The 23,562-nt window shown below is 68.1% G+C and carries 21 protein-coding genes; 6 read left to right on the top strand and 15 right to left on the bottom strand.

Features of this window, described 5'->3' with window-relative positions:
- Positions 1–145: 145 nt before the first annotated feature.
- A complete protein-coding gene (locus ACFYO1_RS13765) occupies positions 146–2,251 on the top strand; it encodes an AMP-binding protein (protein ID WP_387230378.1) in 2,106 nt (701 codons plus the stop codon).
- Here ACFYO1_RS13765 and ACFYO1_RS13760 read toward each other — a convergent pair.
- The 4 genes from ACFYO1_RS13760 to ACFYO1_RS13745 all read right to left on the bottom strand — a co-directional run bounded on the left by ACFYO1_RS13760 (position 2,244) and on the right by ACFYO1_RS13745 (position 6,388).
- Positions 2,244–3,671 (bottom strand): MFS transporter, encoded by a 1,428-nt coding sequence (locus ACFYO1_RS13760; protein WP_387230376.1) that lies wholly within the window; start codon positions 3,669–3,671, stop codon positions 2,244–2,246. The genes ACFYO1_RS13765 and ACFYO1_RS13760 overlap by 8 nt on opposite strands.
- Before the next feature lie 36 nt (positions 3,672–3,707).
- Positions 3,708–4,730 (bottom strand): alpha/beta hydrolase, encoded by a 1,023-nt coding sequence (locus ACFYO1_RS13755; protein ID WP_387230374.1) that lies wholly within the window; start codon positions 4,728–4,730, stop codon positions 3,708–3,710.
- A 219-nt stretch (positions 4,731–4,949) separates the two neighbouring features.
- Complete coding sequence (locus ACFYO1_RS13750) at positions 4,950–5,144, bottom strand: ferredoxin (protein ID WP_387230372.1); 195 nt, start codon at positions 5,142–5,144, stop codon at positions 4,950–4,952.
- Positions 5,145–5,167: 23 nt separating this feature from the next.
- Entirely contained in the window at positions 5,168–6,388 is a 1,221-nt protein-coding gene (locus tag ACFYO1_RS13745) for a cytochrome P450 (protein ID WP_387230370.1), read from the bottom strand.
- Positions 6,389–6,485: 97 nt separating this feature from the next.
- Here ACFYO1_RS13745 and ACFYO1_RS13740 point away from each other — a divergent pair, with 97 nt between their 5' ends.
- Positions 6,486–7,115 carry a TetR-like C-terminal domain-containing protein gene (locus tag ACFYO1_RS13740; protein ID WP_387230368.1) on the top strand — a complete coding sequence of 210 codons (630 nt, stop codon included), beginning with the start codon at positions 6,486–6,488 and terminating at the stop codon, positions 7,113–7,115.
- An 84-nt stretch (positions 7,116–7,199) separates the two neighbouring features.
- Complete coding sequence (locus tag ACFYO1_RS13735) at positions 7,200–8,609, top strand: metallophosphoesterase (protein WP_387230366.1); 1,410 nt, start codon at positions 7,200–7,202, stop codon at positions 8,607–8,609.
- On the opposite strand, the gene ACFYO1_RS13730 is transcribed toward ACFYO1_RS13735, so the two are convergent.
- The 4 genes from ACFYO1_RS13730 to ACFYO1_RS13715 are packed head-to-tail and all read right to left on the bottom strand — an operon-like array spanning position 8,606 to position 12,160.
- Positions 8,606–9,226 (bottom strand): DNA-binding response regulator, encoded by a 621-nt coding sequence (locus ACFYO1_RS13730; RefSeq protein WP_387230365.1) that lies wholly within the window; start codon positions 9,224–9,226, stop codon positions 8,606–8,608. The two genes, ACFYO1_RS13735 and ACFYO1_RS13730, sit on opposite strands and share 4 nt — an antisense overlap.
- The gene (locus ACFYO1_RS13725) at positions 9,223–10,365 is read right to left on the bottom strand and encodes a sensor histidine kinase (RefSeq protein ID WP_387230363.1); all 1,143 of its coding nucleotides are present in this window, start codon (positions 10,363–10,365) and stop codon (positions 9,223–9,225) included. The genes ACFYO1_RS13730 and ACFYO1_RS13725 overlap by 4 nt, the downstream gene beginning before the upstream one ends.
- Positions 10,362–11,177 (bottom strand): ABC transporter permease, encoded by an 816-nt coding sequence (locus tag ACFYO1_RS13720; protein WP_387230362.1) that lies wholly within the window; start codon positions 11,175–11,177, stop codon positions 10,362–10,364. The genes ACFYO1_RS13725 and ACFYO1_RS13720 overlap by 4 nt, the downstream gene beginning before the upstream one ends.
- The gene (locus ACFYO1_RS13715) at positions 11,174–12,160 is read right to left on the bottom strand and encodes an ABC transporter ATP-binding protein (RefSeq protein WP_387230359.1); all 987 of its coding nucleotides are present in this window, start codon (positions 12,158–12,160) and stop codon (positions 11,174–11,176) included. The genes ACFYO1_RS13720 and ACFYO1_RS13715 overlap by 4 nt, the downstream gene beginning before the upstream one ends.
- A gap of 149 nt (positions 12,161–12,309) precedes the next feature.
- Between ACFYO1_RS13715 and ACFYO1_RS13710 the strand changes: the two genes are divergently transcribed.
- The 3 genes from ACFYO1_RS13710 (at position 12,310) to ACFYO1_RS13700 (ending at position 15,145) form a co-directional block, all read left to right on the top strand.
- Positions 12,310–12,498 (top strand): hypothetical protein, encoded by a 189-nt coding sequence (locus ACFYO1_RS13710; RefSeq protein WP_387230357.1) that lies wholly within the window; start codon positions 12,310–12,312, stop codon positions 12,496–12,498.
- A gap of 245 nt (positions 12,499–12,743) precedes the next feature.
- Positions 12,744–13,661, top strand: a complete 918-nt coding sequence (locus tag ACFYO1_RS13705; protein WP_387230355.1) for a cyclase family protein — start codon at positions 12,744–12,746, stop codon at positions 13,659–13,661.
- Between the two features lie 32 nt (positions 13,662–13,693).
- Complete coding sequence (locus tag ACFYO1_RS13700) at positions 13,694–15,145, top strand: alpha/beta hydrolase (RefSeq protein WP_387230353.1); 1,452 nt, start codon at positions 13,694–13,696, stop codon at positions 15,143–15,145.
- A gap of 58 nt (positions 15,146–15,203) precedes the next feature.
- On the opposite strand, the gene ACFYO1_RS13695 is transcribed toward ACFYO1_RS13700, so the two are convergent.
- Genes ACFYO1_RS13695 through ACFYO1_RS13665 form a run of 7 tightly spaced genes read right to left on the bottom strand, consistent with a single transcriptional unit; the run spans position 15,204 to position 23,551 of the window.
- Positions 15,204–16,544 carry a cation:proton antiporter gene (locus ACFYO1_RS13695; RefSeq protein WP_387230351.1) on the bottom strand — a complete coding sequence of 447 codons (1,341 nt, stop codon included), beginning with the start codon at positions 16,542–16,544 and terminating at the stop codon, positions 15,204–15,206.
- Positions 16,545–16,589: 45 nt separating this feature from the next.
- The gene (locus tag ACFYO1_RS13690; RefSeq protein WP_387230350.1) at positions 16,590–17,831 is read right to left on the bottom strand and encodes an ATP-grasp domain-containing protein; all 1,242 of its coding nucleotides are present in this window, start codon (positions 17,829–17,831) and stop codon (positions 16,590–16,592) included.
- Positions 17,818–19,083 carry a methylaspartate mutase gene (locus tag ACFYO1_RS13685; protein WP_387230348.1) on the bottom strand — a complete coding sequence of 422 codons (1,266 nt, stop codon included), beginning with the start codon at positions 19,081–19,083 and terminating at the stop codon, positions 17,818–17,820. The genes ACFYO1_RS13690 and ACFYO1_RS13685 overlap by 14 nt, the downstream gene beginning before the upstream one ends.
- 1 nt (position 19,084) lies before the next feature.
- Positions 19,085–20,563 carry a hypothetical protein gene (locus ACFYO1_RS13680; protein ID WP_387230346.1) on the bottom strand — a complete coding sequence of 493 codons (1,479 nt, stop codon included), beginning with the start codon at positions 20,561–20,563 and terminating at the stop codon, positions 19,085–19,087.
- On the bottom strand, positions 20,560–21,798 hold the full coding sequence (locus tag ACFYO1_RS13675) for an acetyl-CoA carboxylase biotin carboxylase subunit family protein (RefSeq protein ID WP_387230344.1): 1,239 nt from the start codon (positions 21,796–21,798) through the stop codon (positions 20,560–20,562). The genes ACFYO1_RS13680 and ACFYO1_RS13675 overlap by 4 nt, the downstream gene beginning before the upstream one ends.
- Positions 21,798–22,283, bottom strand: a complete 486-nt coding sequence (locus ACFYO1_RS13670) for a cobalamin B12-binding domain-containing protein (protein ID WP_387230342.1) — start codon at positions 22,281–22,283, stop codon at positions 21,798–21,800. The genes ACFYO1_RS13675 and ACFYO1_RS13670 overlap by 1 nt, the downstream gene beginning before the upstream one ends.
- Positions 22,280–23,551 (bottom strand): MFS transporter, encoded by a 1,272-nt coding sequence (locus ACFYO1_RS13665; protein ID WP_387230340.1) that lies wholly within the window; start codon positions 23,549–23,551, stop codon positions 22,280–22,282. The genes ACFYO1_RS13670 and ACFYO1_RS13665 overlap by 4 nt, the downstream gene beginning before the upstream one ends.
- Positions 23,552–23,562: the final 11 nt, after the last annotated feature.

Here is a 23,562-nt window from a genome sequence, read left to right as displayed (position 1 = left end):
ATGGTGAGCAACTGCGCCGTCGCGCCGCATACTGAGATCGATTGCAGGTCGCCGGCGCTGGTGCTGCCAGCCGGGTGACCCGTGGTCGAGGGGGGCACCCGCCGGCCCCCGAGCTGTTCGAACCGGCCGACGAGAAGTGCATGAGTTGGTTACCGACATCATCGATGTGGGGGCGGACTTCGCGGTCGCCCGTAAAGCGCTGTGGGATCTGCTCCTCGAGCCGCAGACCTACCCGCGGCTGTTCGCCGGAATCGGCGCCTGTGAACTGGTGGAGGCCCGCCCGGACAGCCGGATCGCGCAGGTGCGCATCGGCACCGCCGGCTCCGGTGTCCGCACGCATCAGCTGCTGCTGACGGTGTGGCGCTGGTACGAGAGCTTCGAATTGCAGTGCCCAGGCACCGGCAGCTTCGTGTCGGTCCGGCTGCGCGGCGACGAGGAGCGCACCAAGGTCACCGTCACCGTGTTCGCGCCGGGCCGGTTGCATCCGTCCATCGACGGCGGATCGAACGCCGCCGTGGTGGCGTGGGTCAACGCCGGACTGAAGCGCGCGGTCGACGTCATCCGCGGCGCGCGGACCTCGACCGTGATCAACGCGGAGAATTCCCCGGTGCGGCGGCAGGTCAGCGTGGCCAAGCAGATGGTCACCGCCGGCGTCGGCCGGACCGCGAACCTCGCGACCGGCGTCAAACAGGCACGGTCCCTGGCGAAATGGGGCTTCAACCTGGCCGGCGGTTACGCGACCGCGGCCGCGCACACCCCGGACCAGATCGCGGTCATCGACGACTACGGCACCCGCACCTTCGCCGAGATGCACACGCGCACCAGCGCGCTGGCCGGTGCGCTGGCCGGGCTCGACCTCGGCTTCGGCGACACGATCGGACTGCTCGCGCGCAATCACGCCGGGATGGTCGAATGCATGGTCGCCGCAGGGAAACTCGGCGTCGATGTGGCGCTGCTGAACGTGGGGCTGTCCGGGCGGCAGATCGAGGACATCGTGCAACGACACCGGCTCGCCGCGCTGTTCGTCGACGGCGACCTCGAGCGGCTGGTGCACTATCTGCACGCGGATCTGCCGCGCTTCAATACCGACGGACGCAACGTGGCGCCGGGCCGGATCACCATCGACGACCTGATCGCGAAGGGCGAGCAGCGATTTCGGCTGCCGACCCGCGCGGGCAGGCTGATCGTGCTGACCTCGGGCACCAGCGGCACGCCGAAGGGCGCGCGCCGCCCGCAGCCCAAGGGTTTCGGCACCATCGCGGCGCTGCTGTCGCGGATTCCGTTGCCGGTCGCGGAACCCATGCTCATCCCCGCCCCGCTGTTCCACACCTGGGGTCTGGCCGGATTGCAGATCAGCACACCGTTGCGCGCGACGGTGGTGCTGCCCGAACGGTTCGACGCCGAGGAGTGTCTGCGGCTGGTGGCCGAACACCGGGTCGCCAGCATGATCGTCGTGCCGACCATGGTGAACCGCATCCTCGACCTGTCCGCGGCGGTACGCGCCCGCTACGACACCTCGAGCCTGCGTGCCGTGGTCAGCTGCGGTGCGCCGCTGGCCGGGGCGACGGTGCTGGACTTCATGGACGCCTACGGTGACATCCTCTACAACGTCTACGGTTCCACCGAGGTCTCCTGGGCCACCATCGCCACCCCGGACGACCTGCGGACCGCGCCGACCACCGCGGGAAGGCCGCCGCTGGGTACCAGGATCGCGGTGCTCGGCCCGGATCAGCGCCCGGTTCCGGTGGGCGTCACCGGGCACATCTTCGTCGGCAACCACATGCTGTTCGACGGATACGTCAACTCGGCTCCGCCGGCCGAGGCCGACGGCATGCTCGACACCGGCGACCTCGGCTATCTCGATGTCGCGGGGCGGTTGTTCGTCGCGGGCCGGGACGACGAGATGATCATTTCCGGCGGCGAGAATGTCTTCCCCCGCCCGGTCGAGGAGGCGCTCGCGCACCTGCCGCAGGTCAGCGAGGTGGCGGTGGTCGGCGTACCGGATCAGGAATTCGGTCAGCGGCTCGCCGCGTTCGTGGTGAAACGCGAAGGGTCCGGGCTGGATTCGGACATGATCCGGTCCTATATCCGGCATCGGCTGAGCCGTTTCTCGGTGCCGCGCGACGTCACCTTCCTCGCGACGCTTCCGCGCGGCGAGACCGGAAAGATCCTCAAGCAGTTGCTCGTCGGGGCACCGGCCGGTGAAGCGCCGTTGTCGTCCGCGCTGGGCGGTCCGCACTTGATCACGTGAGCCGCTCGGCGGGGTCCGGCAGGGCGAGGGTCGGCAGGGCCACGGCCAGCGCGCCGACGGCGATGGCGGACAACATGATCACGCTGCCGGTCAGGGTGTGGGCGCGGAAGAACACCACGCTCAACAGCGCGAGGCCGACCGCGTTGCCGATCTGTTCGATGGTGGGCAGCTGGCCGGATGCCTCGGCCATCTGCCGTTCGCGCAGGCCGGCGAGCATCAGCGGCTGGAGTTGAACGCCGAACAGGCCGACGCCCAGCCCCGCGATGAAGACCGGGCCGAGGGCAAGGGCAAGGTTCACGTTCCCGTTCGTCAGATACAGATAGCCCGCACCGATCGCGACGCAGCCGCCGTATACGGCGATACCGGCCGCGAGTACCTTTACCCCCCAATGCTTTACCAGGAACGGCGAGGCGAGCGCGCCCGCACCCGCGCCCAGGGCGAACGGCGTCATCGCGATGCCGGTGCGCAGCGGGGAGAAGTGCAGTTCGTCCTGCAGGGTGATCGACACGGTGAAGACGAATGCGGTGAACAGGCCGAAGAAGCTCGCCACCAGACCGGAGCCGAGGGCGAAACCGCGGTCGGCGAACAGATCCAGGCGTACCAGTGGGCTGCCGCGGCGCCGAGTCAGTCTGCGCTCGTAGCCGATGAATATCGCACCCACGGCCAGCGACGCGGCAATCACTCCGGAAGGCCCTGGCCGCCAGCCGTTCTGCTGGATGTCCGCGAGCGCGGCGAGCAGCGCGAACAGGCTCACGGTGGACAGCGCGACGCCGCCGAGGTCGAGCCGGTCTCGGTTCTCCGGGCGGCCCAGGCGCAGGTAGCGGAACCCGAGCACGAAGGCGAGCAGGCCGATCGGGAGGTTCATCAGGAACACCGAATGCCAGCCGAGCCCGGCGATATCGGCCGTGACGAGCGCCCCGCCGACGATCGGGCCGAGCATGCCCGCGAAGCCGGCGGTCGCGCCGTACAGGGCGAAGACCTGCTGGTGGCGATTCGGCGGGAAGCTGGCGATGAGGATCGCGATGGTCTGCGCGGCCATCCCGGCGCCCGCGGCGCCCTGGAAGATCCGCGCGATCACCAATTCCATTGCGCTGGTAGATATGCCACACCACACCGAGATGGCGGTGAAGGCCACCACGGAGACCAGGAATACGATGCGGCGGCCGAACATGGCGCCGATACGGGCGGCGGTGAGCAGCGTGCACGCGAAGGCGAGCGAGTATCCGGATACCACGAGCAGCTGTTGCGACGGCGAGGCGGCCAGATCGGCGGTGAGGTTCGGCAGCGCGGTGTTCACGATGGTCACGTCGATCATCTGCATGAATACCGCGATGAGACAGCCGGTGAACGCGAGCCAGGCGTCGATTCCGCCGTCCGCGGGCGCACCGGGCAGGTGGGTGCCGAGAACCCTATCCGACATCCGAGTTCTCCCAACAGTCTTGTTTTGCGGGCACATTCACCGATTCAGTGCCGCGCTGAAGATCGGCCACGAGTTGTGCAGGTCCTGCTGCCAGTACCCCCAGGAATGCGTGCCGGTCGATCGGAGGTCGACCGTCGCGGGAATATCGAGCTCTCGCAATCGATCCCGGAGTTGCTGTGTGCACACGTTCGCGATCGCCTCCAGCGGGGCGCCGAACATGTACTGATAGGCCAGCTGCACCAGATCGCCGCGGACGCCGTCGACGGTATCGAGAGGTCCCGGTCTGCCATTGCCGCTGGCCACGTATATCGCTGTGCCGCGCAACTTCTCGGCATGCAGGTACGGATCGTTGGCGGCCCACGCCGGATCCCCCGGCGGACCCCACATATTGACCGTATTGCCTTGCTGGCTGGTGACAACGGCGTTGACCACGGCCTGACCGCGCGGATCACTGGTTCGCACACAGCCGCTGTACGAACCGATCGCGCGGTACACACCGGGCGCGGTCAAGGCCAGCTGGAAGACCGCGGTCCCCGACATCGAAATTCCCGCGATGGCATTGGCGCCCGTGGTTTTCAACGTGGCGTCGATGATGGGTGGCAGCTCGCGGGTGAGGAAGGTGGCCCACCGCTGAGTGCCGAGCGCCGGGTCGTCGGCGCGCCAATCGGCGAAGTAACTGCCCCCGCCCCCGAACGGAATAACGACGTTGACCTGCTTGTCCGCGAAGAACTCCGCGACATCGGTAGCATCGGCCCAATTCTTGTCCGCGCCACCATCCGACCCGTTGAGCAGATACAGGGTCGGCGCAGGCATCGAATCATCCGGCGCCCGAAGCACTTTCAGAACAACCGACCGCCCCATCAACGCCGAGTAGACAGTCAGATCGATCCCCGCCCGCCCTTCGGCGAAACGCACCACATGTGAGCCGTCCGGAGCCGAAATAGGCTCCGGTGTCACCGGTTCCGCCCGCGCGACCCCGGTCGACAAGATGCCGACCAGCACCGCGACCGAACACCGCACAACCGTCACTGCCGCGCCACGCACCATGCGATCGTCCACGCGGCACCTCCGCCACTCCGTGCAGTCCCTGATGTGCGCAGACGCTAACCCTCCCCCACCAGCCCGAACCAGATTTCCCCAATACCTTGGGACACCTGACCGCTCGAACCGCAAAACGGATGGAGCCCGTCACAACTACCGGCAGCAGCGGGCGGAGATAGCCGGGCCGCGCCGTCATCGGCTGCGCGCCTTGGTCTGACCGGGCGGCCCGGCAGGTCGCTATTCGGTGAAGGTGACGGCGCCGGAGGGGCAGATGTCGGCGGCTTCGCGGACTTCGGGGGCGGTGGTGGGGTCGGGGGTGGGGGTGAGGATTTTGACGAGGCCGTCGTTGTCGTCTTGGTCGAAGACGGTGGGGGCGGTGAGGGCGCAGAGGCCGGCGCCTATGCAGACGGTGCGGTCGGCGGATACTCGCATCAGCGGGCTTCTTTCGTGGTCGATTACCAGGTGACCGGGAGTTCGTTCACGCCTTGGATCGTGGAGCCGGGACGCAAGGTGAGCCGGTCGGAGGGGACGGCCAGGCGCAGGGTCGGAATGCGCTCGAAGAGCGCGCTGAGGATGATCTCCAGTTCCAGGCGGGCCAGGTTCTGGCCCAGACATTGGTGCACGCCGTAGCCGAAGGCGATGTGGTGGCGCGCGGAGCGGTGCACGTCGAAGGTGTCGGGCTCGGCGAAGACCGAACCGTCGCGGTTGGCAATGGAATTGGAGACGAGCACGCCCTCGCCCGCCTTGATCACCTGACCGTCGATCTCGATGTCGGCCTTGGCGAAACGGCCGCCCGCGATGTCGGCGATGGCGAGGTAGCGCAGAAGTTCTTCCACCGCACTCGAGATGAGGGCCGGATCGGCGCGCAGGGCGGCATGCTGGTCCGGATGTTCGAGCAGGGTTATCACCGACAGCGAGGTCATCGACGCGGTGGTCTCGTGGCCCGCCACGAGCAGCAGGATCGAGGAGGCCACGAGGTCCTCGCGGTCGATCTCGCCGTGCGCCAACTGATCCGCGACCAAATGGGACAGCAGGCCGGGACCCGGCTCGGCTTGCGACCGGGTGATCAGCCCGTCCAGGTACACGGCGAGATCGTTACGCGCGGCGATCGCGGCTTCGCCGCTGGTCGACTGCACCAGGCGGCGGCTGGCGTCCTGGAATTGCTCGTGGTCTTCGTACGGCACGCCGAGCAGCCGGCAGATCACCATGGACGGCACGGGCAGCGCGAACTGGCTCACCAGGTCGGCGGGTGGGCCCGCGGCGAGCATGTCGTCGATGAAGCCGTGCACGATCTGCTCGATGTCGGCGCGCATGGCCTTGACCCGTTTCAGGGTGAACTCGCTGATCAGCATGCGCCGTTGCGTACTGTGCTCCGGCGGATCGAGGCTGATGAACGCGGGTTTGGTTTCCTTGAAAACGCGGAAGCGCGGCGAAAGAGCGGGAAAATTCGCGTGCGCGCGATCCGACGACAAGCGCGGATCGGCGAGCAGGGCGCGGGCGGTCTCGTGTTTGGTGACCACCCAGGCCTGGGTTCCGTCGAAGAGCGTCACCTTTCGCAGCGAGGCCGCTTCGTCGCGCAGCTGCGTGTACTGCTCGGGCAGTCGGTAAGGGCAGGTGCGGTCGCTCGGAAAGGCTGGAGCGTTGTCGGTTCGGGGTGTCACAACTGTGTCGGTCATCGGTCCCCTCGAGATCGTAAGATACTCTTAGTACTCTATTTTTAGATTAGAGTGTCTTCCCAAGCAACGCAACGTTTTTCAGGAGCCAGGCCCGCCAGTGAAACTCCAGCAATCCGTCGACGAGGCGGCCGGCTACCGCAAGGGCACGCGCAGGCGCGGTGAGGAATTGGAGCACGCCATCCTCACCGCGACACTAGACGAGCTCGCCGAGGTGGGTTATCCCGCGCTCACCATGGACGGGGTTGCGGCCCGGGCGCGCACCAGCAAAACCGTGCTGTATCGCCGCTGGGCCGGCCGCGCCGAATTGGTCGTGGACGCATGCAAATTGGGCGGCATCACCGATGTCGAACTCCCCGACACCGGCGAACTCCGCACCGACGTCATCGCCCTGCTGCGCCAGATGGCCACGAAGATGGCCACGCCGTTCGGCGGCATCATGCGCGGCCTGCTCGCCGAGCTCACCCGCGATCCCGAACTCGGCCGTCTCATCCGCGAACACGTGCACAAGGCCGGTCCCGCGACGATCCACACGATCCTGGAGCGGGCCGTCGAACGCGGCGAGGTGGATCGCGCCATCCTCGGCTCCCGCCGGGCCACCGTCGCACCGGACCTGTTGCGCAACCACTTCCTGCTGTTCGGCGATCCGGTCGAGGAGGAGGTGATCCTCGGCATCGTGGACGAGGTCTACCTGCCGCTGGTCCTGCGTCACCCGCCTTCGTCGCACTAAGGCCATTTCGGCGACGGTGCCGGCACACGACCCGTTCAACTGCCGACCGTAACGTTCGACGGGTAGCGGCGGACGGAGATCCCCATGCTCGATCCACGACTCAGAACGGCCTGGCTGGCCAACATCGCGGTGGGCGCGGCCGCAGTGACGGTGCGGACACCGCTCTACCCGCAGCCGGGTATCACCCTGATCCGTGCCGATTCGGCTCGGACCCAACGCGATTCGATGGATGCATCCGACCTCGAACTGGTCACCGTGACCGACCGGTCCGCGATCCTGACCTGGACGACCCGGGTCCGCGATCGCTCGGGACGCCGGCGCCCGGCCCCCGCCGACACCGAAGTTCGCCTCGCACCGGCCGACAGCCTGGCGCCCGCCCGGACCTACCACCTCGATTCCCGGTGCACCGCATATCATTACGCGGAAATCACCGGACTGGAGCCGGGCCGCGCCTACCGGTTCGAGGCGTACTCGAACGGCCGCCGCGCCGTTCCCGCCCGCACCCTGGTGACCCGTCGATCCGGAACACCGGAATCCACCGGCACGTTCACCACCGCGACACCCCCGCCGGGCCGGCTGCTGCGCACCATCGCACTTGCCAACGACGTGCATTACGGCGAGCACACCAGCGGACTCGTGGTCAGCGGTCTGCCGACGGGGGTCCGCCACGACACCGCGCAGTACCCGGAATTCATGCTGGACGCCCTGCTCGACGATGTGCGCAGTCCGGACCGCGCCGCCGATCATCTCATCATCGCCGGCGACCTCACCGACAGCGGCACGCGCGACCAATCACTGGCCGTACGTGCACGATTGGACCGCTGGGGTGTGCTGGGCCGGGACTACTTCGTCTGCCGCGGCAATCACGACAAACCCGAACAGGTGCATGGCGAAACCCGCGACCACTGGGGCGCGGTGTTCCACAGCCGTCAGCGACTGGTCGAAAACCACCTCGGCGGCCTGCGCCTGATCGGACTCGACACCACCCGGCTGACCGGCTCCGGCGGCACTATCGTTGCCCCGCAACGGGATCGGCTACGCGAAATCCTGTCCGCCGACCCGCACCGGCCGACGTTGATATTCGGCCACCACCCGGCGACATCGTATGCCGCAGTGAGCAATCCGGGCGGACCCGGCTTCGTCCTCGACCCGTCGAACACCGCCGCGCTGCACGCCCTCTACCGCACCGCACCCGGCGTCTTTCTCCATCACAGCGGCCACACGCACCGAAATCGCCGCAGCCGCCCCAACATCGGCATCGAGGTGGAGTTCCTCGAGGTCGCGGCGGTCAAGGAATATCCGGGCGGATACCTGCTGCTGCGCATCTACGAGGGCGGGTACACGGCGAACTTCTACAAGACCCGTTCCGACGCCGCCCGCAGCTGGAGCACCCGCACCCGCCGCCAATACCTCGGCCTGCACCCCGATCACTCCCTCGGCAGCTGCACCGACCGCAACCACGTCACCCTGCGCGACTTCTCCGGCTTGACCTAGATCCAGCCCTTCTCCCGCGCCTTGAGGGCGGCCTCGTAGCGGTTGGCGACGCCGAGTTTGGCCATGGCGGAGGAAAGATAGTTGCGGGTGGTGCCGGCGGAGAGGTGGGCGCGGCGGGCGATGTCTTCCACGGACGCGCCGTCGATGGCGTACTCGAGCACGTCGGCCTCGCGGGCGGTGAGCACAGTGTCGCCGGCGCTGATGGCTTCCGCGGCCAGTTCCGGGTCGACGTATCGGCCGCCGCGGTGCACGGTGCGGATCACCTCGGCCAGGGTCGCCGCGGAGGTCGTCTTCGGCAGGAAGCCGCGCACGCCGGCGGCGAGAGCGCGTTTGAGGTAGCCGGGACGGCCGTGACTGGTAACGATCAGGGTGCCCGCACCGGGGGTGAGCCGCTGTAGTTCGATGGCCGTCTCGATGCCGTCGATGCCGGGCATCTGCAAGTCGATGACCGCCACCGCTACCGGCGCACCGCTTTCGGCGCGCCGCCGCCAGGCGGCCAGCAGTTCCTCGCCGGAGCCGACGTGCTCGATCACCTCGAGGTCGGCCTCCAGATCGAGCATGGTCGCCAGGGCAACCCGGACGAGCGTCTCATCGTCGGCGAGAAACACCGGAATCATTTGTTCTCCCAATGGATTTCGAGGATGAACCGCTCGGGTGACGCGGTCACGTCGAGGGTCGCGCCGATCGCCGCGAGCCGCTCGCCGAGGCCGCGCAGGCCGGATCGCTCCCCCGGCGTGCCGTCCGGCCGGTCATTGCGCAGCGACATGCCCGCGTCGCCGAGGGTGAGCACCGCCGAGGTGGCCGAGGAGTGTTCGACGATGTTCGTGGTGCCCTCGCGCACGACCCACGCGGCGACCTCGTGGAACCGCGCCGGCACCTTGGCGGCATCGCCTTCGACGTCGAGCCGGCAGCCCACCGCCGACAGCAGCGAGCGCGCGCCGCCCACCTCCCCCATCAGATCGATGCCCCGGTAGCCGCGCACCAGTTTTCGCATCTGCCCCATCGACTCGACCGCGAGCGTCTTGACCTCGTCCATCTCCACGGCCGCCCGATCGTCCTGGCCGGATCGCGAAAGCACCGCCGCGAGTTCGCTTTTCACCGCGATCGCGGAGAAGCCGCGGCCGACGATGTCGTGCAGATCCCGGGCGAAGCGCAAACGCTCTTCGGCCACTTGCAATTCGGCCTCGACCCCCTTCGCCCGGTCCAGCTCGTCGACCACCCGCACACCCCACGCGGTCAGCAATGTCGTTGCGACGACGAAACATCCGGCGACGTAGGTCACGGCGGCCAAGACCAGCACCATCAGCGGCACCGAACCGATGAGCAACCCGGTGGCCACGCTGACGCCGAGCACGATCCACCATTTGTGCCGCAGGAACGAGACGACGGCGAGCATGCCGAGCACCGCCGCGAACAGACTCCCGACCCGCGCTTGCTCCACCACCGAATCACTGCCGGCCAACCTGGCGACCAGAGCGAAGACCAGCCAGACCCCCACCAGCGCCAGGCTCGAGGCCGGCAACGCCCACCGCCGCCACCGCGCGTCCGACGGCCCGGCGAAGTCCGGTTGCACCTCCAGCGCGACCACCGACGCGACGCCGGCGACCACGGTCCCGATAGTCAGCCACGGTCCGCGCGCACTGAGCGACATCCCCGCGATCGCGGACAGCACCGCGATCTGGATGGTGACGCGCGTGTAGAGCCGGAACTTGTCCGGCCCTGACAACGCGTCCCACCAGGAGGTCAAGCGGCTCAACCGCGATCGTCCCAGCGGAAGCTCTTGCGGGTCAGCGCGAGCGCCAGGACGGTCCATATCGCCAGTGTGGCAAACGGCCGGCCGAGTTCGGCGAAAGTGCCCGCGAAATCGAGGGCCACGTCGGTTGCGGCGGCGGTGGACGGCTTGCCGGACGCGCCGAGGGAAACCAGGTCGGAGATGGCCGCGAACGGCGTCCAGTCGGCCAGCGTGGCCAGCCGGTCGGGCAGGATCGTGCGGATGGATCCGAGGCCGACCATCGCGACCACCATGATGGGCAGCGAGGTCATCTGGGCGGCCTCGGCGTTCTTCGTCACCGCACTGGTCGCGAGCGCGAGCAGGGAGAACAGGACGAGCCCGAACAGTAGCGCGAGCGCGATGGCCGGCGGGTTGACCGGCGCCGGCGCGCCCGCGCCGTAGATGACCGCGGCGACGACGACCGTGCTGAAGGCCGTCATCACCACGCCGGGGACCGCCGGGGCGGTGAGAATCTGCCAGTCGGCGGCCTCACCCGTGCGCAGCCGCTTCAGCACGCCTTCGCTGCGGCGTGTGGTGACCATCGACAGCACCGAGTAGTACTGCACGAAAAGCAAAGCGAGCAAGGTGAACAGCTCGAACGCGATCGCCGCCGTGGTCGTCGTCGGCGCGTCGTCCTTGATCGCGATGAAATACGTGGCGAGCGGAATGCCGATCGGGAACAGGGTCGCCATCCAGACCAGCGTCTTGTTCCGCCGGAACTGCAAGTACTCGGCCCTCGCCAGCGCGGCGAGCGGGCGGCGGCGGAACGCGGGAACGGGTGCGGCAAGGGTGGTCATCGGGCTGCTCCGATCAGTTCGGGAGTGGCCGCGGACGGCGCGACCGGTTCGTTGGCGATGTCGAGGAAGACGGCCTCCAGCGAGACGGCGTGCGCCGCGAGCCCGCCGAGGCGCAGTCCGTGCTCGCGGGCCCAGCCGAGCAGTTCGAACAGGTGACCCTGCAGGTCGTAGGTGCTGACCGTGACCCGCGCCCGCGCGTCCACCTGTGCGTCCCGTAGCCGCGGCAACGGCAGTCCCGGATGATCGAAGACGATCCGCGCCGGATGACCGTCGACGATTTCGCGCAGCGTGCCCGCCCGGGCGACCGCGCCCTTGTGCATGATCGCGATCCGGTCGGCCAGCGCCTCGGCCTCGTCCAGGTAGTGCGTGGTGAGCACCATGGTCACGCCGGAGTCCTTGAGGCCGGCCAGCAACTGCCAGGTCGCCCGGCGGCTCTCCGGATCCAGCCCGGTGGTCGGCTCGTCCAGGAACAGCAGGCGGGGTCGGCCGAGCAGGGCGCAGGCCAGGTCGACGCGCCGTTGCTCACCACCCGAGAGCGATCCGACGCGGACGTCGGCGCGATCGACCAGGTCGACCTGAGCGAGCACGGTGTCGGCGGTGGCCGGATCGCTGCACGTCCCGCGCCACATCTCCAGGGTCTCGCGGACGGTCAGCTCGGCGGGCAGGCCACCGGCCTGCAACATGATCCCGACCTGCGCGCGCACCTGCGCACGGTCCCGGCGCGGGTCGAGGCCGAACACCTCGACCACACCGGATGACGGCGCGGCGAGCCCCTCCAGCAGGTCCAGGGTCGAGGTCTTGCCCGCCCCGTTGGTGCCGAGCAGCGCGAAGACCTCACCCTCGAAGACTTGGAGGTCAACGCCTTTCACCGCCTCGAACGCGGTCTTGCCGGCACCGTAGGTGCGGCGGAGGCCGCGGGCGGTGATGACATCGTCGGCCGGTCGCGAATGCTGTGCGCGGTCCGGCGAATGAGTGCTGTTCATGGCTTCAACGATCGCGGACCGCGACCGGCGGCAGTAGTAAGCGCAGTCACCGAAACCCGATGGGTTGTGCATGGATCGCCGATGACAAAAGTCATACGGTTGCGGCCGGAACAGCGGGGTACAACCTGGTCACTATCAGGAGGTTCTACATGTTGGCCATTGCCGCCGCCGTAGCGTTCGCACTCGCGTTGCTGCTCGATCTGACCACGACCACCCTCGGTGACTCCATTACCGCGGGCACCCTCACCACCATCGGACTGCTACTCGTGGCCCTGCATCTGGCCGGCGTCGGCACCGGGGCGCGCTCGTTCAACTTCCGTCGCCGCGGCAGGCGGTAATCTGGTAAGCCGCACCGGTACAACGCAATGCGCGCATAAGCGGTGCGGTCGAACACACGGAGGCCGGTACGGGCTGTGAACGCCCGTGCCGGCCAGCGCGTCTCCCACTCTCCGTCGTACGACGGCCTTGACTGTGCCGCCACGGCATGGTCTTGACTGATCTGCGTTCTGGCGCCTGCCTTCGTCCGCTTCGAGGAAAGCAACCGCCGGAACTCGCCGATCAATCGCTATCGAGGGAGACCGCTGTGTCAGCCGACACCACCACATTCCCGGACGCAGCCCCGGAACAGGCCGGAAGCGTTGCGCCGCTGAGCAATTGGGGGCGCTGGGGCGATGACGACGAACGGGGTACGTTGAATCTGATCACGGACGAGGCGCGGGAACGAGGCGCGCGCGAGGCACGCACCGGACGCTCGGTGCCGCTGGCCGTACCGATCCACCCCGCGCCGGTGATCAGCGGCCCCCTGGGGCCGCACTCGGCCGAGACGTCTCCGGTTCAGCTGGTCATGCAGTACACGGGGACCCCCGTGTTCGCGAACGCGGACATCATGACCGTCACCAATCACCACATCGGGTCGACGCATCTGGATGCGCTGGCGCACATCGTCGTCGACGATCAGGTCTATCCCGGGCGGCCGCTCAGCGAGAGCGTCACCATGAGCGGCGTCCAGCACGGGTCGACCGCGGCGTTCGCCGCCGGGATCGTGACCCGCGGCGTCCTGCTCGATCTGGCGATCGACGGTCCGGTGCCCGCCGACCGCGCGATCACCGCCGCGGATCTCGACGCCGCGGAGCGGCGCCAGGGCGTGCGGCTCGAATCCGGTGACGCGCTGGTCGCCCGATTCGATTGGGTGGCAACGCGGTATCGCGGCAACCCGATGCCCGGGATGACCATCGACGCACTGCGCTGGATGCACGAGCGCGGCGTCGCGCTGTACGCCGGGGACCTCTCGGATACCTACCCGCCGCAGCCGGGCGGCCCCCCGGCCATGCACGGCGTGGCACTGCCGAGACTCGGCATGCCGCTGATCGACGGCGTGGACGCCGACGAACTCGCTGCGGTCTGCGCGGAACTCGGTCGCTATAGTTTCCTGTTCGTTGCCGCACCACCACGCATCCACGGCATGACGGGAGTTCCGGTCAACCCGGTCGCGATCTTCTGATCGGGCCTCGATTTCTGTTGGGAGACAACGGCATGCGCCGAACTGTGTTATCCGCGATCGTCGCGATCGTCGCGGCGTCGATGGTTCCAGGTGTGGCGGCGGCGACGGACCCGCTGCACTGGGGTGCGTGCCCCGCGGACGTGACCGGACCCGGTCTGCAATGTACGACTCTCGATGTGCCGCTGGACTATCGGAACCCGGACGGTCCGCAGATCCAAATCGTCGTCTCGCGTTTGCCCAGCGGCAACCCCGCGCAACGCCGGGGCGTGCTGCTCACCAACACGGGCGGTCCGGGCGGGGCGGGGCTGAGCTTTCCGGCCGATCTCGCCACGCTCGGCCTGCCGCGGAACGTGCTCGACAGCTACGACGTGATCGGCTTCGACCCGCGCGGCGTCGGCCACAGCGCGCCGGTCACCTGCGCGCTGACCCCGGCGCAGCAGACGAGCAACATCCCGCCCTACGCCCGCGACCCGATCGATGTGGCACAGCGCACGGCGGTGGTGAAAAACATTGCCCACCAGTGCGCTACGTCCGCGACGGCAGCGACGCTGCCGTTCATCAACACGGCGAATACCGCGCGCGACATGGACCGGATCCGGGCGGCGCTCGGCGAGGAGAAGCTGTCCTATCACGGCATCTCCTACGGGACGTACCTCGGCGCGGTGTACGCGTCGCTGTTCCCCGACCGCACCGACCGCGTGGTGCTGGACAGCGCGGCCGGACCCGGCGGTTTCGACAGCACCCACTCGCGCAGGCTGGCCGAGGGCTTCCAGGAGCGATTCCCCGATTTCGCGGCGTTCCTCGCCGGCCACCCCGAATACGGCCTCGGCGGCACGCTCGAGCAGGTCACCGCGAAGTACCACGAGCTCACGGCCAAGCTCGACGCGATACCGAACCCGGCCGGCGGCGGCTATGGTGCGCTGTTCCGGCAGGCCAATTTCGGCATGCTCTACTACGACAAGACGCTGCCGCAACTGGCCGAGGTCTGGCGCGCGGCCGACACCGGTCAGGCCGGTGACCCCCCGCCCGCGCAGCCGGACCAGGACAACTACCTGTCCAGCCAGCTGCATGTGATCTGCAACGACTCCGCGTGGCCGAAATCGGAACTGACCTACCAGGCCAACGTCGCGGCCGACCGGGTCCGCTACCCCATGTTCGGTGCGGCGGCGGCCAATATCTGGCCGTGCGCCGACTGGCCGGACCCGGTGGAACCCGCGGTGCGGATCGACGACCACGGCCCGTCGAACATCCTCATCGTGCAGAACCTGCGCGACCCGGCGACACCGCTGTCCGGAGCACGCGAACTGCAACGAGCATTCGGTGACCGCGCTCGACTGGTGACCGCCGATCAGGGCGGGCATCTCGCCTATCTGTTCAAACACAACACCTGCTTGAACGACTCGGTGACGACCTTCCTCGCCACCGGACAGCGTCCGCGGCAAGACGTGGCCTGCGCGGCCGAACCCGCACCCGCCGGTGGGTGACGCGACGCTACGGCGAACTGACCGAATTCGAACTCACCTGAGCAGCGCCGTGTCGCAATCACGCTGTGCGCGCGGGAGTTTCCTCGGGGGCCGGGTCGAGGCCGCGGCGGCGGAGGTCGGCGCCGGAAAGAAGGGGCCAGTTCTTGCGCAGGACGTAGTCGAGCCAGAAGCCGCAGGCCTGGGAGGTGAGGACGGCGGTGAGGACGAGGGTGGTGTAGAAGGTGGCGTTGATGATGCCGGCGTCGAAGGCGACGGAAGCCATGACGATGCCGGGGCCGCCGCGGGCGTTCTGGGTGACGGCGAGGTTGATGATGTCGAGGCGGTTCATGCCGGCGAGCTTCGCGCCGAGGCCGACGGACAGGAAGACGACCAGGGAGGTGCCGAGTAGGAAGCCGGCCAGCATGAGCGGGTCGAAGGTCTTCGAAAGGTCGAGGCGGTAGCCGACTATCGCGAAATAGAGGGGCACGAAGAAGTGGCCGGAGATGTCGCTGAGCGATTGCATCGGGTCGCGGAAACGTTCCTGCTCGGTGCCGCGCATGCCACCCATGACGCCGAAGCCGGCCAGCAGGGCGGCGAAGGCGAGGGTCACGTCGAGCGCGGCGGCCAGGGACACGTAGCCCAGGAACACCGTGAGCATCCAGGCGATGGGCGAGTTGCGCGCCACCACATTCCAGCTCGCCCGCGACAGCGTGCGCAGCACAGCGGGCATGACGGTGAGGGCGAGCAGCACGTAGGCCGCGTTGACCGCCATGTGACCGCCGATGGCGGCGGTCAGGGTGCCGCCGTCGCTGTTCAGGGTGGCGGCCGCGATCGCGGTCGCCACGGACAGCACACCCCACAGGGCGATGTCTTCCAGTACGGCCGAACCCAATTGGAGGCTGGCGAAGCGGGTGTGCAGGATGCCGAGGTCGTAGAAGATCTTGGTGATGACCGGGATCGAGGTGACCGCGGTCGCGGCGGCGAAGACGAGCACGACGGCCTGCTCGCTGCCCGCGGAACCAGTGAACAGCTCGAGCGGCAGCAAGGGCGCGGCGAACAGCGCGATGAAGAACGGCAGCGGCGTGCCGATGCCGAGAATCCACGCGGTCGCCTTGCGATTGTCCTTGCCCAGCAGGTGCTTTGCCGCACATCCGGAGACGAACATCAGCATGAGCAGGCCGAGGTTGTAGAGAAATCCGAACACCACCGCCTTGGATTCCGGGTTGCCGGTGCCGAACAGGCCGGCGGCGAAGCCGGGCGCCAGCTTCCCGAGAACGGTCGGTCCGAGCAGAATTCCGGCGAGAATCTCGCCGACCACCTTGGGCTGGCGCAGTTTCCGGAACAGCTGGCCGAGCAGGTTCGCCCCGAGCAGCAGCACCAGGATGGCGAGCAGGATCTGTCCCAGTTGCGGATTCGTCATCGAAGCTCTCTGCCTTTCTGGCGGCACCTGCCCCCGGGGCGGTGGCTACAGCAACTCGTGCTCGATCCGGCGCAGGCTCCGATACGACCGTTCGATCTCGGCGGGATCCCGATGCACCAGGAACACCACACCGGGCGAGGAGTTGAGATCGACTGTCGGCCTGGTCATCATCTGATCGGCGATGCGGAAACGCACGCTCTCGATGGCGGGTAGCCGTTCGAGCTGCTCGCGCAACGCCTGCGCGGGCAGCGGAACCTGCCGGTGCGCAATGAGATTCACACAGCGCGCGTGTTCCCGGCGCGCGTACACCAGCGGCTGCGCCGCCAGCGCACGCCCTGCCCCGGCGTAACAATCCATGGTCAGGTCGACCTGGTTCACCCCCGTGCCGCGATCGAGCGCGGCGGGATTCGCCAGCCCGGACAGCCGCGCACCGGTCTCCAGCAGCACCGGACCCGTTGCGGTATAGATCAATTCGGTGTGCGCGGGGCCGTTCGCGATGCCGAGCGCGTCGAGCACACCCGACACGTAGTCGAGAATCTCACCGAATCGCGGGTCCGCCTCGGACAGCAGGTCCTCACAGTCGTAGATGCGGCGGTTGTCCCGCACGGTCACCTTGTGACTGATCCACGCATCGGTGAACCAGTGCACACCGTCGCGGCTCACCGAATTGACGATGTATTCGTCGCCGGCCAGATACTCCTGCGCCAGCACGTCCGCGTTGGTCCGCAGCATCAGATTCGTCTTGCCGAGGATCGCTCCCACCGCCGCGCGGATCTCCGCGTCGGAGTCGCTGATGAACACGTCCTCGGATCCCGCGCTGTCCAGCGGCTTGATCACCGTCCGCCCGAGACCGGCGGCGCGGCGCCACTCCAGCAGTCCCGCGACATCATGGCCGCGCCGCTGCCGCGCGGTGCGCAATCCCGCGGCGGCCACCGCCTCCAACATGTAGAACTTGTCCCGCCGCACGTACGACAGCGCCGGATCATTGCCGCGCAACCCCAGTTTCGCGGCGATCTCGTCGGCCACCTCGACGCCGAACTCGCTCGCCGCGATCACCGCGACCGGTGACAGTTCGGCGAGCCGATGCAGCACATCGTCCGCCTGATCGGCGTAGGACAGATCCTCGTCGAACAACTCGGCGGGCAGGCTCGCCGCGAAGGTCGCGGGCAGGTGCGCCCTGGACCGGACGTGGATCAACCGGTGCGCGCGCCGCGCGTGCCGGGCCAGCAGCGCGCCGGTGGAGAACGCGTCCACCAGGACGACAACGGACGGATTACCTTCGGACATCGAGCATCCCATCGGGGTGGCTGTCATAACTGTTGGCCACGTGGTCGAGCATCCCGTAGAGGGCTGCGGAGCCGAGTCGGGCGAGATCGTCGCGACCGGCGCTGGCGGGCAGGGGAAGTCGGCCCAGCTTCCCCCAGCGCAGCGCACCCTGCTCGTCGATGACCGAGGTGGTCGCACCGAGGTTGTCGGCGTGCAGGCAGAAGGGCACGTCGAGCAGCCCGGCGGAGAACGCGGCCAGCAGCGCCTTCCCTACGTCCGGGTCCAGATTCAGCACCGTGTCGATGAGGGTCCGCGCTTCGCCGAGCACCTCGGCGAAGTACTGCCCCTCGCTCGGCGACGCCGGGTCGAGCGGCCCGGCCGCCTCCTCCGACGCCATTCGCAGCGCCGCGATATTTTCCGCGATGGACGGTATCTGCCAGGCCTCCGACACCGTCTTGACGATCATCCGTTCGCACCCGGTCGCCGCGGCCAGCCGGGCGCTGTCCCGGATCAGCCGAGTCGCGCCGTCGGGTGTGCGCGGGAACAGGCCCATGTACGTGTAGAGCACCACATGCCAGGTCACATCGCCCAGGTATTCGGCGGCGAGGGTGCGCAGCGCGCGCAGCGCACCGCGATCCTGTTCGGCCAGGGTGCCCTGCGCGTAACTGAACGACATGTACCGCAGGCCGTGCTGCCGGAAGAACAACCCCTCCAGCACCCCCATCGCCACCAGCAGCGACGGGGGGCACAGCTGGCCGAGCATACAGCCGCCGAAACTCTCGATGTGCCCGAATTCGGCGGCATCCGCCAGATACCGGGTGCTTTCGGCCCACGCCGCGACCGCGTCGCGCAGCGGCAGCCTGCTGTAGGGCAGGCAGTACGACACCGGGCCGCCCTCGGTCGCGTCCAGCCCGACCTCGACCGACCGCTGGAAGACCCGCAACGGCAGCGCGGTGCCGTGCCGGACCTGCACCGGAAACGTGGGTTTGTACAAGCCGGACAACAACTTCCGGGTTTCTTCGACCGGGTGGGAGACGATCGGATACCCGTTCAGCTCCTCTCCCGCGGCGAGCCGTTCCAGCGGCGTCCGGTAGTCGCCGACGCGGGTGTAGCTGTCCAGCGTAAGCGTGCCGATCACCGGGAAATCCAGCTGCGCGACCCGGGCGAGCCCGTCCCGCATGCCTTTCAGGCTGCCGAAGCCCATGCGCGGCTGGACGACCAGCTGTCCCGCGGCGGCGCGGTCCGCCACGAAACTGTCGAAGAACCCGGCCACGTCACCTACCCGAAATCAACTCGAGGGCAGGCAGTCCCGAACGCGCGTCGACCGTGTGCACCTCGGACTTGTGCGGGTCACCCGCGCGCACCCTGGCCATCACGGTGTCACCGGACGCGAAGTCCACCAGCGAACTGCCGTAGAGCGTGCGCAGGTGCGAGATGGACAGCCCGGACACCTCGGCCAGCCACCCGGCGCTGTCGTTGCCCGGCTCACCGCGCAACGCGGCGTGCAATGCCGGAAGCTCGGCGACCCGCTCGGGGTGGCGTCGTTCGACGAAGTCCGCCAGCCGCGCACCCTGATCGGTGAACGGCGAGAACACCATCGCGACGAGCGCGTCCTCTTCCAGCCCGAACGCACTCTCGGCATAGGCGGCCGCCACCGCGCGCCGTTCGGCGATCTTGTCCGGTGAGGCATACCGCGCGAGGGCGAGATCGATGAGCCGATCCGGCATTTCCTTGCGCCGCATCATCGTCTCGGCGAACTCCAGATACTCGGTGATGCCCGCCGCGTAGGTCCGGCCCTCCACGTACTCGACCCGCAGTCCGCGCAGATGCGCCATGAGAGTCGGGTTGGCGCAGTCGGATTCGGTGAAGCTGAACGCCAGGTCGTCGAAGCGGAAGCCGAGGAAATCGACGATCAGGTCCCAGTGGTCGTGCACGCGGTAGCTGACCAGGTCGTAGATGGAGACGAAGGTGGGCTGCACCGACCGGTCCCCCACCGCGACCTCGCGTTCGGCGGGCTCGTGCTGATCGTCGCCGAACAACTCACGGAAGTACGCGTCGCCGACCCCGCGCAAGGCCGCCAGAAGATCTTGGAAGGTCATGCCCTTGCGCTGCACGTCGATGCCGATTCCCTTGGCCAGCCGCAGGATCCACGCGGCATAGAGCGCCTGTTCGCGGCGGGAGTCGCCGGTCATGATGGCGTCGACTCCGCCGCGCCACCACGCGGCCCGGCCGTAGAAATCAGCGACCGCAAGATTGCAGCTGTTGCAGAAAGTGGGGCGTCCGTCACCGGCCGAGCGGTGTCCGTTCATCAGGACGTCGAGCCGGTTGATCGCCACCAGCTTGTCCGGCAGCGGCAGATCCACCCGGAACGGGCGAATCTCGGTGTGGTCGATGGTGAGCAGTTCGGCCCGGTCGTCGTCGAGCAGGCCGAGCGCCGAGTACACCCGATCGATGTTCTCCATCACCGCGCCGACCACGCCGGCGTGCCGCATGTTCGCCACCCGCATCAGGAAGGTCCGGTCGTGGGTGAGTTGCAGGTGCAGCTGCACGGCCCGCACGAACGCGACCACATACGTGCTGTCCTTGCCGCCGCCGTAGGCCACCATGACCTTGTAGTCGGCGAGGTCGTCGAGACCGCCGGCGTCCTCGATCAACTTGTCGCCGACGGCCGCGACGCCTAGTCGCTCCTCCTCGGTGAGGAAGCCGATCAGCTGGTCGTAGCGTTTCTGGTCGTCCTTGGCATCGTGGTTCACAGCGGTTCCGCCTCGAAGTCGAAGTTCTCGATGATCTTTCGGATGCCGGCCTCGACGACGTGCTCATCCTCGTGCAGCAAGATGAAGCGCCCGCGGTGCAGCGCGTCGTACGCGCCGCCGGGCGCGAGCACCTGGCCCGGCGCGGGCAGCAGTTCCCGCCAGACGATCGGCACCTGGTCGCGCATGGACGCGACCCGCAGCACCCGCTCGGACCGCTCGGCGGACTTGGGCATGATCAGCCATCCGCCGGAGGAGTCGGCCGACTCGGGGATCGGCGGGACCGGGCCGCCCGAAAGGACCCGCAGGAACATCTCGTACAGGTTCACGCCGAACACCCGGTAGAGCAGGTGCGGCACCTCGGCGCCGCCCACCCGGCCGCCGATCTCCAGGAACACCGGATCGCCGGCCGGGGTGATGAACACCTCGAGGTGAAAAGGTAAGCGGCGCAAGCCGAGTGCGGTGGCGATCTGCTGGGAGAAGTCCTCGATCTGCGTTCGCCGCGGCGACGGACTCATCAGGACCGACCCGAGCGGAGCCCCGTGGGTGAAGGACAGGCAATCGTTGATGTAGCGCGAGACCGCCTGGAACGCGACGTGGGAATCGTCGTCGACGAAGCCGTCGACGTGGTAGATCTCCCCCGCGATGAACTCCTCGACCTCGTAGCCGTCCAGTTCGAGTTCGCTGAGCGCGCCGGTCAATTCCGCGTCGTTGCCCACTCGGCGCACGCCGATGCTGGCGGCCGCGGCGACCGGCTTGAGGATCAGCGGGTAACCGCTGGCCGCCGCGAAGGCCCGAACCTGTTCCGCGCTCGTACAACTCGCGAAGCGCGGCACCCGGATGCCCGCCTTGTCCAGCACCTCTTTCATCCGGACCTTGTCCCGGTAGACGGCGACCTCGTCGCGGTCGGGTCCGGGAATCCCCAGATCCTCGCGGACCTTGGCCGCGATCTCCAGGGTGAACTCCGACAGCGCGAGCAGCTCGTCGATCGGTCCGACCCGGTCGAGGATCACCTCGACGGCCGCGCGCAGGGCGTCCACGTCGTTGACGTCGCCGACCTGGACCTGGCAGGCGATCTTCGCCGGATCCGCCAGCACCCCCTGGGCGCCCGGCCCGTCGACGACGTAGCTCACCTGGTTGGCGTCGTGATCGATGAATTCCTCGTAGCGGGTGAGTTCGTTGTCCCAGCGGATCCCGTCGTCGAAGCGTGGCCATCGATTGACGATGACGATGTGCATCAGTACACCTCTCGGGTCGCGGCGTCCTGATCCCACGGGGTGATCAGCGCCGGGTCCGCGCGCCAGGCGGAAAAGCCGTGCGCCAGGCCGAATTTCAGGAAGTCCTGGAAACGATCGATGGCGTCGTCGCCGAGGAACACGTCGGTGAAGCCGAGCTCGAGCAGCTCGCTGCGCACCCGGTCGTCGTCGGAGACCGCGGTGGTCAGCTTGCCGCCGATGGCGCAGGCCACCTCCAGCCCGCTGTCCTTCAGGTGGGTCAGCAGGACTTGCGCGCCGTGGAAACCGTGGCCGTTGACGCTCGACACCACCAGCAGGTCGGGCCGGTCCGCGCGAATGGCGGTGGCCACGTTCTCCACCGGCGTACAGGTGCCGAGGTTGTTGACCGACGCGCCGTGCTCTTCGAGCAGTTTTTGCAGGTAGACCAGGTTCCAGAGATGGGAATCGGACTCCACGGTGCACAGCACGCACCGGAAGGGAACGTTCATGTCACGACCTCAACGTTAGCGATCTCGCGGGCCTGCAACGCTTTACGGAAGCTGGCCATGGTCAACGGCAGGAATACCGCGCCGAACAGGCAGAGCAGGATGCCCAGCCCCAGCGCGAGTCGTTGGGGGCCGATGGTGGCGCCGAGGCCACCGATCAGCAGGCCCGCGATCGGATAGGACAACAGGTTGAGCAGATAGAACGGCCCCATGACCTTGCCGAGGTGCTCGCCGGGAATCACCTTCACCCGCTGGGTGCGGTTGTAGATGTTGTAGAGCGCGTCGCCGACGAGCATCAGGACAAAGGCAGGGGCATAGACCCAGTAGGACGGTGCGAGGGCCGCGATCAGGAGTGCGGCACTCATCAGCCAGAAGCCGGTTACACCGATGGGTCCGACGCCGACGCGGCGGAGCAGCGCGGGCATCAGCAAGAGGTTCAGCAGCCCGGTGACCCCGACGGCCGCGTTGAGCGCGCCGTAAGCCGAGTCGGGTGCCTGAAAAACGTCGGTGACCAGGGCTGCGTTCGAGACGATCAGCACGCCGACCACCAGGTTGATGGTGAAGTTGAGGATGCCGAGCAGCAGCACCGGGCGGATGCGCACCATGAGCTGCCAGCCGATCGCCAACTCCGGCAACACCTGCCGGGCCGCCCAGCCCACGGCGGCGCGCACCTTCGGCCTGGGCAGCGGCAGCCAGGTCAGCGCGCTGATGGCGAAAGCGCCCGCGGCGACCAGCAAGAGCCACAGCTTGCCGAGGAACGCCGCGGCCAGGATCGCGAGGGCGGGTCCGAGTGCCATGGCGAGCAATTCCATGTTCTGCACCAGGGACTGCACGGTGGCGATCTGCGAGTCGCGGGCGATCTGCGGGACCATCCGCTCGATCGACATGCGGATGGGCGCCACGCAGAGCGACAGGCACGCCCCGCCGGTCATCAGCGCGGGCACCATCCAGCCCGGCCGGGTCAGGCAGATCAGCACGACGACCACCAGGATGACCGCGCGCATCACCGCGACCCGGGTGAAAAGCCGTGCGCCCCCGTCCCGGTCGGCCAGCAGGCCGGCGAACGGGTAGGCGATCAGGGACGGCAGCCACTCCAGCGCGAACGCGAAGCCGAGCGTGGAGACCTGCTTGGTGTCGTGAAAGATCAACAGCGGCACCGCGAACAGCACTACCTGTTCGGCGATCAGTCCGAGCAGAACCCCGGTGGCGAAGAGCGCGCTGACCTTACCGATCCCGTCGGCTCCGCCCCCCGGCCCCCGGTGTTCAGGCACCGCCCGTGCCT

Origin of the sequence: Nocardia sp. NPDC006044 (assembly GCF_042871115.1) — a bacterium.
GTDB lineage: Bacteria > Actinomycetota > Actinomycetes > Mycobacteriales > Mycobacteriaceae > Nocardia.
This window is presented reverse-complemented; position numbering and strand designations above follow the sequence as displayed.

Coding starts and splice junctions, on each gene's coding strand:
- ACFYO1_RS13710 (WP_387230357.1), top strand. CDS start 12,310: ATGTTGGCCATTGCCGCCGCCGTAGCGTTCGCACTCGCGTTGCTGCTC.
- ACFYO1_RS13735 (WP_387230366.1), top strand. CDS start 7,200: ATGCTCGATCCACGACTCAGAACGGCCTGGCTGGCCAACATCGCGGTG.
- ACFYO1_RS13745 (WP_387230370.1), bottom strand. CDS start 6,388: ATGACCGACACAGTTGTGACACCCCGAACCGACAACGCTCCAGCCTTT.
- ACFYO1_RS13690 (WP_387230350.1), bottom strand. CDS start 17,831: ATGTCCGAAGGTAATCCGTCCGTTGTCGTCCTGGTGGACGCGTTCTCC.
- ACFYO1_RS13695 (WP_387230351.1), bottom strand. CDS start 16,544: ATGACGAATCCGCAACTGGGACAGATCCTGCTCGCCATCCTGGTGCTG.
- ACFYO1_RS13760 (WP_387230376.1), bottom strand. CDS start 3,671: ATGTCGGATAGGGTTCTCGGCACCCACCTGCCCGGTGCGCCCGCGGAC.
- ACFYO1_RS13730 (WP_387230365.1), bottom strand. CDS start 9,226: ATGATTCCGGTGTTTCTCGCCGACGATGAGACGCTCGTCCGGGTTGCC.
- ACFYO1_RS13720 (WP_387230362.1), bottom strand. CDS start 11,177: ATGACCACCCTTGCCGCACCCGTTCCCGCGTTCCGCCGCCGCCCGCTC.
- ACFYO1_RS13670 (WP_387230342.1), bottom strand. CDS start 22,283: ATGAACGTTCCCTTCCGGTGCGTGCTGTGCACCGTGGAGTCCGATTCC.
- ACFYO1_RS13700 (WP_387230353.1), top strand. CDS start 13,694: ATGCGCCGAACTGTGTTATCCGCGATCGTCGCGATCGTCGCGGCGTCG.
- ACFYO1_RS13675 (WP_387230344.1), bottom strand. CDS start 21,798: ATGCACATCGTCATCGTCAATCGATGGCCACGCTTCGACGACGGGATC.
- ACFYO1_RS13715 (WP_387230359.1), bottom strand. CDS start 12,160: ATGAACAGCACTCATTCGCCGGACCGCGCACAGCATTCGCGACCGGCC.
- ACFYO1_RS13750 (WP_387230372.1), bottom strand. CDS start 5,144: ATGCGAGTATCCGCCGACCGCACCGTCTGCATAGGCGCCGGCCTCTGC.